Consider the following 7,756-nt stretch of genomic DNA (forward strand, 5'->3'; position numbering starts at 1 on the left):
CATTTCCTCAGTGAAATCCGTCATGAGTGCAGCAACATCGCACTAGACGGATCCCAACTGATATTCACCTTGTCTTCCCAAGTTAGCCGCTTAGTGGCATGAGTCGGGCGAGACTGGTTGGGCATTGTAACGTCGAAGACTTCGCCATTAGGCAGCCTCACCTTGTAAATTGACGTTTCTCCCAAATACCCAACGTCGTCGATGACAGCCGATGTCTGGTTAGCACCCTCAGTGGCCGGATCCGCTTTATCAAGGCGAATTTTCTCGGGCCTCAAAGCGACCCAAATTTTGCTGCCTTCCTTTACCGAATGACCGTGATCAATGAATACTTCGCAGAACTCGGTCTCGACCCGAACATGATCCGCGCCATCCTCGATGACCCTACCCTCGAAAATGTTTGCTGACCCGATAAAGTCAGCGACAAAGCGGGACTCAGGGAACTCATAGATCTCTGTCGGTGTGCCAATCTGCTTGAAGCGACCAGCGTCCATTACTGCCATTCGCGACGACAAAGTCATCGCTTCTTCCTGATCGTGGGTCACAACAATAAATGTGACACCGACCTTGTCCTGAATGTTGGCAAGCTCAAACTGCGTTTGCTTGCGCAGCTTCTTGTCAAGCGCGGCCAGAGGTTCGTCCAAGAGCAGAAGCTTGGGCCGTTTGACTAGGGCCCGCGCCAGTGCGACGCGCTGCCGTTGTCCACCAGACAATTGCTTTGGTTTTCTTTTTTTAAATTCTTCCAGTTCAACGAGCTTGAGAATCTCGTGAACCCTGTCCGCTATGTCGAACTTCGGGACGTGGTCTTGCTCCAACCCGAAAGCCACGTTTTTTTCGACCGTCATATGCGGGAACAACGCATAGCTTTGGAACATCATATTAGTCGGACGTTCGTAGGCAGGCACATCGGCCATATCAACACCGTCGATGGTGATCGTGCCCGCGTTCAAATCCTCAAACCCAGCGAGCATTCGAAGCAGTGTCGACTTTCCGCATCCCGATCCCCCCAGAAGGCAGAACAACTCTCCCTTGTAGATATCAAGATCGACGTTATCGACGGCGGTCACTTCACCGTATTTCTTGGTTACACCTCTGATTTGAACCAAGGGTTGTTGCTCTTGTTGCTCCAGCCAAGGAGCTGCACTGACAGTTGTGGAAACAGTCAAATTGGGCCTCGCGGTATGCCAGTATGGGTTCAAAAGTGCAGCAGCGATCAAACAGGATCCGCTACTGCATTTGCCAGCGTGAGTGGATCAGTTACCGGCTTTGAAGTCAGTCCAAGTGCGTGTCTGCAAACGCTCGACCTTAGGAGGAAGAACGGCAGTCGTATACATCTTGGAAACCTGATCTGATGTCGGGAAAGCGGCCGGACTAGAGGTGACAGCCTCATCAACCATTGGCTTGGCCGACAGGTTGGCGGTCGCATACCAGGTGAAGTTACTATCATTTGCTGCAACTTCGGGTCGCATCATGTAGTTCAAGAAAAGATGAGCGTCTTCTTTGTTTGCGGCGTCCTCTGGGATCAACCAACCATCTATCCACAACTGCGCCGTGCGATCACCTTCGGGCAGGAAAAAGTCCAGTACTACCCCAGTGTTGGCTTCAGCCGCGCCTGACATCGCAAGAAGACCATCCGGGCCCCAAGTGGTTGAGACACAGAACTCTTTCTGAGGCATCCGCTGATACGCATAGTTATCGAAGGTTTTGATGTATGGCCTGATTTCGGCCAGCATTTCCCCAACCTTCTCATAGTCCTCCTTGTTTGTGGAATTCGCATCCAGACCCATATGCGCCAAAGCCATTGGGATGATGTCCCCCGGAGAATCCAAGAACGAAACGCCACACTTGGACAACTCTTTCATATGCACAGGATCGAAAACCATTTCCATCGACCCAATGGGGGCATCAGGATATGTCTCTTTAACCAATTCCTCGTTATAGGTAACGCCGTGCGTACCCCACATATATGGAATGAAGTGTTGATTGCCCGGATCCCATTCACTTGCCAACTGTTCCATGATCGCCGGGTCGATGTGTTTTATGTTGTCCAGCTTCGACATATCGAGTGGAGCGACGATGCCTGCCTTAATCAGCCGAGCCGTATCGCTGCCCGCATGACTAACCACGTCATATCCGCTGTTTCCTGCCAATAATTTGGCATCAATTGCCTCGGCAGAGTCATACGGATCATAAAGAACCTTGATGCCGTATTCCTTTTCAAAGTTCTCGATAGTGTCTTCGGCGATGTACTCTCCCCAATTCGTAACCTTCAACACACGTTCTTGCGCATATACTGATCCCGAAATTGCAGTAGCCGTTACTGCTAAAAACGTAGTTCCGACAACTTTCCTGATTGAGTTCATAACTTCGCTTCCTCTCCCTGAGTGGTGGCTGCAGTAATTTCGCTTGCCTTGTTTGCTAGACACTGTTTCGAAGGATCGCGCCTCATGTTGCAGGCGCGATCATCTTGCACCCCATCCGCGCCAGCCAAGATGACTTTATCTGACTGATCATTCAGAACGGTAGTCCGATGAATTCTCCGCTGTCAAGTTTAGTCGGTTTAATTCTGATCAAACCCACACAAACCGTTCAATCTGAACAAAAATTATACAGAATTTCCTATAACCCTAATCTCAAAAAGAGTCACAAGCGCATTTTGAAGAACATTTCTGAATGATCATTCAGTCAGTAATAGTTGACGCGCAATCCAAATTGGGCGAAACCTACAGTCACTCGAAGGGTGACTAACCCAACTGTTTTTTCAAGACTGCATGCTTGAGTTCGCCCAGCCAACCGAGACACAGATTGACCAAATCAAACTATGCGGATTGTTCGGATGCGTGACGAATCCAGAAATACTGAGGTTCCCGCCAATTGGGATCGACGCGGGCTGCCGGGGTGGTGCTATCACAGCGCCGCTCTTCTTGAGCTCGAAAAGAGCGAACTCTTCAAAACTCACTGGCAAATAGCCTGCCATATTTCCGACATCCCGGAACCCGGTAGCTTTCTAAGTTTTGACATGTGCGGCGAACGTGCACTGATATTGAAGGATAGCAATTCAGACATCCGAGCATTTCTAAACGTTTGTCGTCATCGCGGTTCTCGGCTCGTGTCCAAAGAACAAGGAAAATGTGCGAACGCTCTGGTCTGCCCATTTCACGGCTGGGTTTACAATCTTGATGGAACACTGCGTGGCGCCGCCCGCCCCGAGTCCTTCCCCGATCTCGACAAGCACGAGTTTGGCCTGAAAGAAATCGAAATGGAAATCTGGCAGGGATTTGTCTTTATCCGATTCAAACCCGGCCCCCAGCCATCGGTAGCGGAACTTCTTGCCCCGATTGAACAGGAAATCTCTGCCTACAAAATGGCCGAACATGTTCCGACGGACGGAATATGGACGGAGGAAACTCCGGTAAACTGGAAATCAATCAGAGATGTCGACAACGAAGGATATCATGTCCCTCTCGCGCACCCTGCCCTTCAGGACTTATATGGCTCGACTTACGCAGATGAACCATATGTCGATGGCATCTCACGTTCCGATGGAAAATTCACTCCGACGAAGGGTCGTCGGTGGGCCGTTCGCAACTACAAGAAATTCACAAAGCCACAGCCTCACCTACCTGAGCACTTACATAAAACTTGGCTCTACTACGGCATTTTTCCAAATGCGGTAATAGCGGTCACGCCTGAGACAACCTTGTTTTATCAGGAATTTCCGGTCACGATAGAAATGTCCATCCTTCGAAGCGCAACATACCGAAATCCAACCGAAGACCGCCAACAAAAAGCGGCACGGTACCTTGCCGCTCGGATTGATCGAGAAACAGTGGAAGAAGATATTCAACTGACGATATGGTCAAACGAAGCCATGGCCTCAGAGGCTTTTGAGGGCTTCTATCTTTCTGATCTTGAGTACGGCGTGCGCTCCCATCACGACCATTTGAGGAAAATACTACCCATCTATAACTCTGAAGTAACGCCCGGAGAGGATGAAGTTGCCTCGTTAAATGATGAATTGTTGGCTGAGACGAAATCGTGACGAAAGGTGTTTTCAAATCGTCAGAAGCAGAAACTCAAAGGCAGTTCCTGACAACGGCTATCGGAACGCCTTGTTCTGGCGCCACAAGGTATGCTGCAGCGATGTATTTTTTTAAGATCGGCAAGCTTTCTGCCGAGATGCTGGAAGTATACCGAAGATGCAGCAAGTTTGACACGGAAGATCCGCTCGATCTGGCTAGATACGAGGGCGTTTCAATTCCACAATTTGCTTGCGATTTAAGCGCAAGCACCGACGCATGACTGCTTCTACGCAAATGACAAAACTATTGGACAATTCAGATTCCTGTAAGGTCTCACGAAGCCGAAGAAGCGAAAGCTCACTCCGGAAATTGTCCTTCAGGTCACTTTATTTGTTGGAGCGAAATCATTGAGAGCTCATGACTTTGACGTCGTTGTCGTTGGCGCTGGAGCAGCAGGAATTGCAGCTACTCGTGCTCTCAAGGCGGCAGGACTATCAGTTGTCTGCCTCGAGGCATCCAACCGCGTCGGGGGGCGCACACACACGGATAGGAAAATCTTTGGTGTCCCATTCGACATGGGTGCGCATTGGATGCACACCGAACATGTAAACGCTCTGAAAGCTCCAGGTCTCGCACTTGGCCTTGATCTCTATGCAGCCCCTGACAACGCGACGACATTTGGCTTGGAGGAAGATGCCGTTCTTTGGGACGAAGTCGATGAAATACATAGCGCGATAAATGAGGCGGCGCGCATCGATGCAGAAATTGAAGCGAGCACCGGTATTCCAACAGACCGGTCCTTGGCAGACATTTGGCAGAACAAAGGGCGATGGTCATTTACGGCAGCGATGACATTCGCGTTGTCAATTGCCAGAGATTTGCCGGATACATCGCTGCGAGACATCAGTGCATGGGAAGGCGGCGACGATTGGTTTTGCCGCGAAGGCTTCGGTCACCTCGTTGCATGCACTGCGCAGGGGCTGCCAATTAAACTAGCAACTCCGGTCACAGAAATAAAATCTCTCACTGAAGGCGTGCAGATAACTACGGCTACTGGCAAGATCAAAGCTCGAACCGTAGTTGTAACAGTTTCCGTCGGCGTCCTAGCCGAAGACATCATCCACTTTGATCCCCCGCTAGAATCCGACCGACGCTCGGCGCTCGAGCTTATCACTATGGGAGACTACAATCACGCTGGCCTCCTTTTCCGCCCCGGAGCTTTGCCAGTGCAACCCGATACTTGGCTGACATACCACTTAGAACCCGACGCCAATGGGGTAGCCCGCGGAGGCGGTTTTCTTTGCAACATCTCAAACACCGCCCTAACCAGCTTTGAAAGCTCTGGAAGCTTTTCCAGACATTTGCAAGACGCGGGACCTGAAAGCGCTATCGAACATGCAATCGAAACACTAGTTGGTTTCTTCGGGACGACCGTCAGAAAAGCCTTTGTCAAAGGCCACGCCACCGCTTGGCGAAATGAACCTTATGTGCGTGGTTCTTACGCTGGAGCCAAACCTGGAGGCCACACCCATCGCGCTGTCTTACGCCAGTCTCATGCAGAGCGAGTGCACTTCGCCGGTGAAGCGACGCATCCTAACCAACAATGCTCGGTCAGTGGTGCTCACCTGGAAGGATTAAGGGCTGCCGAAGATGTGTTGGCGCAGTTACGCTGAACACCTGGCGGTCAATTCAGATCAAGCTATCCAATCAAAGAGATATTATAAGCGGTTGGAAGTTTTGGGCGAACATTATGCGGCTGTGTTTCAGCGGGGTGACACTATGGGGTAAGATACTCTCTTTTGAGTAGTTTTCTTGGATGCCCAGTAAGGAACGAAACCAGACTAAGTGTCGCAGAATGTCTGTGTCTGCTCTGCGGACTTTCCCGCCATTGGCCCGTTTGTGCCGGAGAGGCGCAGGCAGCCAAAGCGGACCTTCAAACCCAAGCGTGGCGACTTCTGAGAAGCGGCAAAAAAGCATTCCTTGACTTTCAACTGATCTATAACTTTCTTCAAAAAACGTGGCTTTGTGTGGCTGACCGGTGGTGAAGATGCAAGTCGTCCACAGTGCCTTTGACAACTCACAACCTCTCGGCAAAAGCACATCCAACAAAATGGCAAGACGGTCACCTTACGCCTTCTGCCACGTGGCCTTCAGCCACCCAAACATCAAACACTTCTAGTGCCTTTACGCAAAACTCTGGATCATTGATATGACTCTCGATTTCCGTAGTTTCTACAGAGGGTGACACGGTCGTCTTGAGCTCATCCAGGAAGGCAGCCAACCCTTCGGGGTCGTGACAGTCACTACCAGGACGGTCCCATTCCTCGATACCGCCATTGGGGATTATCAGATGCGTTGGTGCCTGGCTCTCGCCAATTCGCATGTTCAGCTCTAGGGCGATCTCCCGACGTTCTTGAGCGTTTTAGCAGGTATTCTTGACCAGCTTGTTGTGGGTATGGATTAGGCGGTCATGGAACCGCTCGGGGATTTCTTGCCACCCTGCAAAATCTATTAGGTCCATACAACCTGGCGCCACGATCTGCGGAATGCCTGCGCGACCTGCAGCCCTGTGGCGATCCTTGCCCGCATTCACCACTGAACCAGCCAACAGATTGCCCAGTTCGCACCCCGCAAAGTCCATTGCGCAGACAAACCCTTTCTGTGCCGCAATCTGTTCAAACGCCATGCCCCCCATGCCCATGGCGTGAAATACGGCCACTTCATAGCCTCGGGCTTCTAGTTTCGGTTTCAGTGTCTTGATGTATTTTAGACAGGATGTCCCCAGCGAGGTAATTCCTACCGTCGGTTTTGGCGCCAAGGTCGGTTCGGCTGCGCGTGCCGCCCCCAGAACCGCGCCTGCAGCTTGCGCCAGTGAGGATTTACAAATTGCATTTAAGCCATACAGCCCTCCGGCCCAGAGGATCATCTGGATGTCTGGCGATAGACGTTCCGCTGGGATCAGGGCCGAGAAGGAAACAGTAGAGACCACGTATTTCGGCACCCCAATTGGCAAAGATTGGCAAACATCCAAGGACAAGTCCGTACCCATGGTGCCGCCGAGTATGATAACGCCGTCCAGCTTGGCCTCATCGTAGAGCCGTCGGGTGAGCGCGCAGGCCCCTTGTGACATGATCTGCATGGCGACATGTTCGCTTCCACTGTCTATGGCGACCTTGATGGAGCTGCCCCCCGCCTCGGCCACATCGTGCTTTGAATAGTCTGTCGGCTTCTCAGGGTCACCCAAAACACTGACATCCATCGTCAACACTGCCGCGCCCTGAGCAATAATTTTCTCCGCCATGAACTCCAGTTCGTCGTTTTTGGTGTCGTAGGTTCCAACAACCAGAATGGTTTTGTCTGCCATATTATCCCTCCCTGTCCGCACGAGATTACCCGCGCATGAAAACTGGCGTTTCAAAGCCTCAGGTTCGAGTATGACGGAACGACCGGTAAGACATAACTAGCATACACTCATACAAAGTGCCGCGAACGTCTTCTTCCGGCCCGCTCTACCCGATGCTGAGAGGTGCACGAGAGGCAGCTATTGCCAATAGCTCATCGAAGCGTGAGAACTACGGCGGGAAAAAAGAATGTCAGGGGTGGATTTACATGCCGCAAAACATAGCCATTGTTATAGGCGCTGCGAGAGGCATCGGACTTGCCACTGCACGCTTGTTGGTCAGTCAGGGAGTGGGCGTAGCACTGGTCGATCGAGATGCTGAAGAGCTTGCCAAGGT

6 protein-coding genes and 1 pseudogene are annotated in these 7,756 nt (G+C 51.4%); 4 read left to right on the forward strand and 3 right to left on the reverse strand.

Annotated elements, in window-relative coordinates:
• Positions 1 to 20: 20 nt before the first annotated feature.
• Positions 21 to 1,163, reverse strand: coding sequence for an ABC transporter ATP-binding protein (locus tag ACR0ER_RS23535; protein ID WP_480770973.1), 1,143 nt, complete (start codon positions 1,161 to 1,163; stop codon positions 21 to 23).
• An 87-nt stretch (positions 1,164 to 1,250) separates the two neighbouring features.
• Positions 1,251 to 2,360 (reverse strand): extracellular solute-binding protein, encoded by a 1,110-nt coding sequence (locus ACR0ER_RS23540; RefSeq protein WP_480770974.1) that lies wholly within the window; start codon positions 2,358 to 2,360, stop codon positions 1,251 to 1,253.
• 473 nt (positions 2,361 to 2,833) lie between these two features.
• On the opposite strand from ACR0ER_RS23540, the gene ACR0ER_RS23545 reads away from it, so the two are divergent.
• From ACR0ER_RS23545 to ACR0ER_RS23555, 3 genes are all read left to right on the forward strand, one after another.
• Positions 2,834 to 4,039, forward strand: a complete 1,206-nt coding sequence (locus tag ACR0ER_RS23545; protein WP_480770975.1) for an aromatic ring-hydroxylating oxygenase subunit alpha — start codon at positions 2,834 to 2,836, stop codon at positions 4,037 to 4,039.
• Positions 4,036 to 4,299, forward strand: coding sequence for a hypothetical protein (locus ACR0ER_RS23550; protein ID WP_480770976.1), 264 nt, complete (start codon positions 4,036 to 4,038; stop codon positions 4,297 to 4,299). The genes ACR0ER_RS23545 and ACR0ER_RS23550 overlap by 4 nt, the downstream gene beginning before the upstream one ends.
• 127 nt (positions 4,300 to 4,426) lie before the next feature.
• Positions 4,427 to 5,692 carry a flavin monoamine oxidase family protein gene (locus tag ACR0ER_RS23555; protein WP_480770977.1) on the forward strand — a complete coding sequence of 422 codons (1,266 nt, stop codon included), beginning with the start codon at positions 4,427 to 4,429 and terminating at the stop codon, positions 5,690 to 5,692.
• A gap of 449 nt (positions 5,693 to 6,141) precedes the next feature.
• On the opposite strand, the pseudogene ACR0ER_RS23560 reads toward ACR0ER_RS23555, so the two are convergent.
• Positions 6,142 to 7,383 (reverse strand): annotated as a pseudogene (locus ACR0ER_RS23560) (Tm-1-like ATP-binding domain-containing protein).
• A gap of 245 nt (positions 7,384 to 7,628) precedes the next feature.
• Between ACR0ER_RS23560 and ACR0ER_RS23565 the strand changes: the two are divergent.
• Positions 7,629 to 7,756: SDR family NAD(P)-dependent oxidoreductase (locus ACR0ER_RS23565; RefSeq protein WP_480770981.1), on the forward strand; the 128-nt coding region annotated here is incomplete at its 3' end.

Source organism: Ruegeria sp. CH8 (assembly GCF_056536985.1).

What these genes read in the sequence shown, in the direction of transcription:
- ACR0ER_RS23540 (WP_480770974.1), bottom strand. Translation starts at nt 2,360, where the DNA reads ATGAACTCAATCAGGAAAGTTGTCGGAACTACGTTTTTAGCAGTAACG.
- ACR0ER_RS23545 (WP_480770975.1), top strand. Translation starts at nt 2,834, where the DNA reads ATGCGTGACGAATCCAGAAATACTGAGGTTCCCGCCAATTGGGATCGA.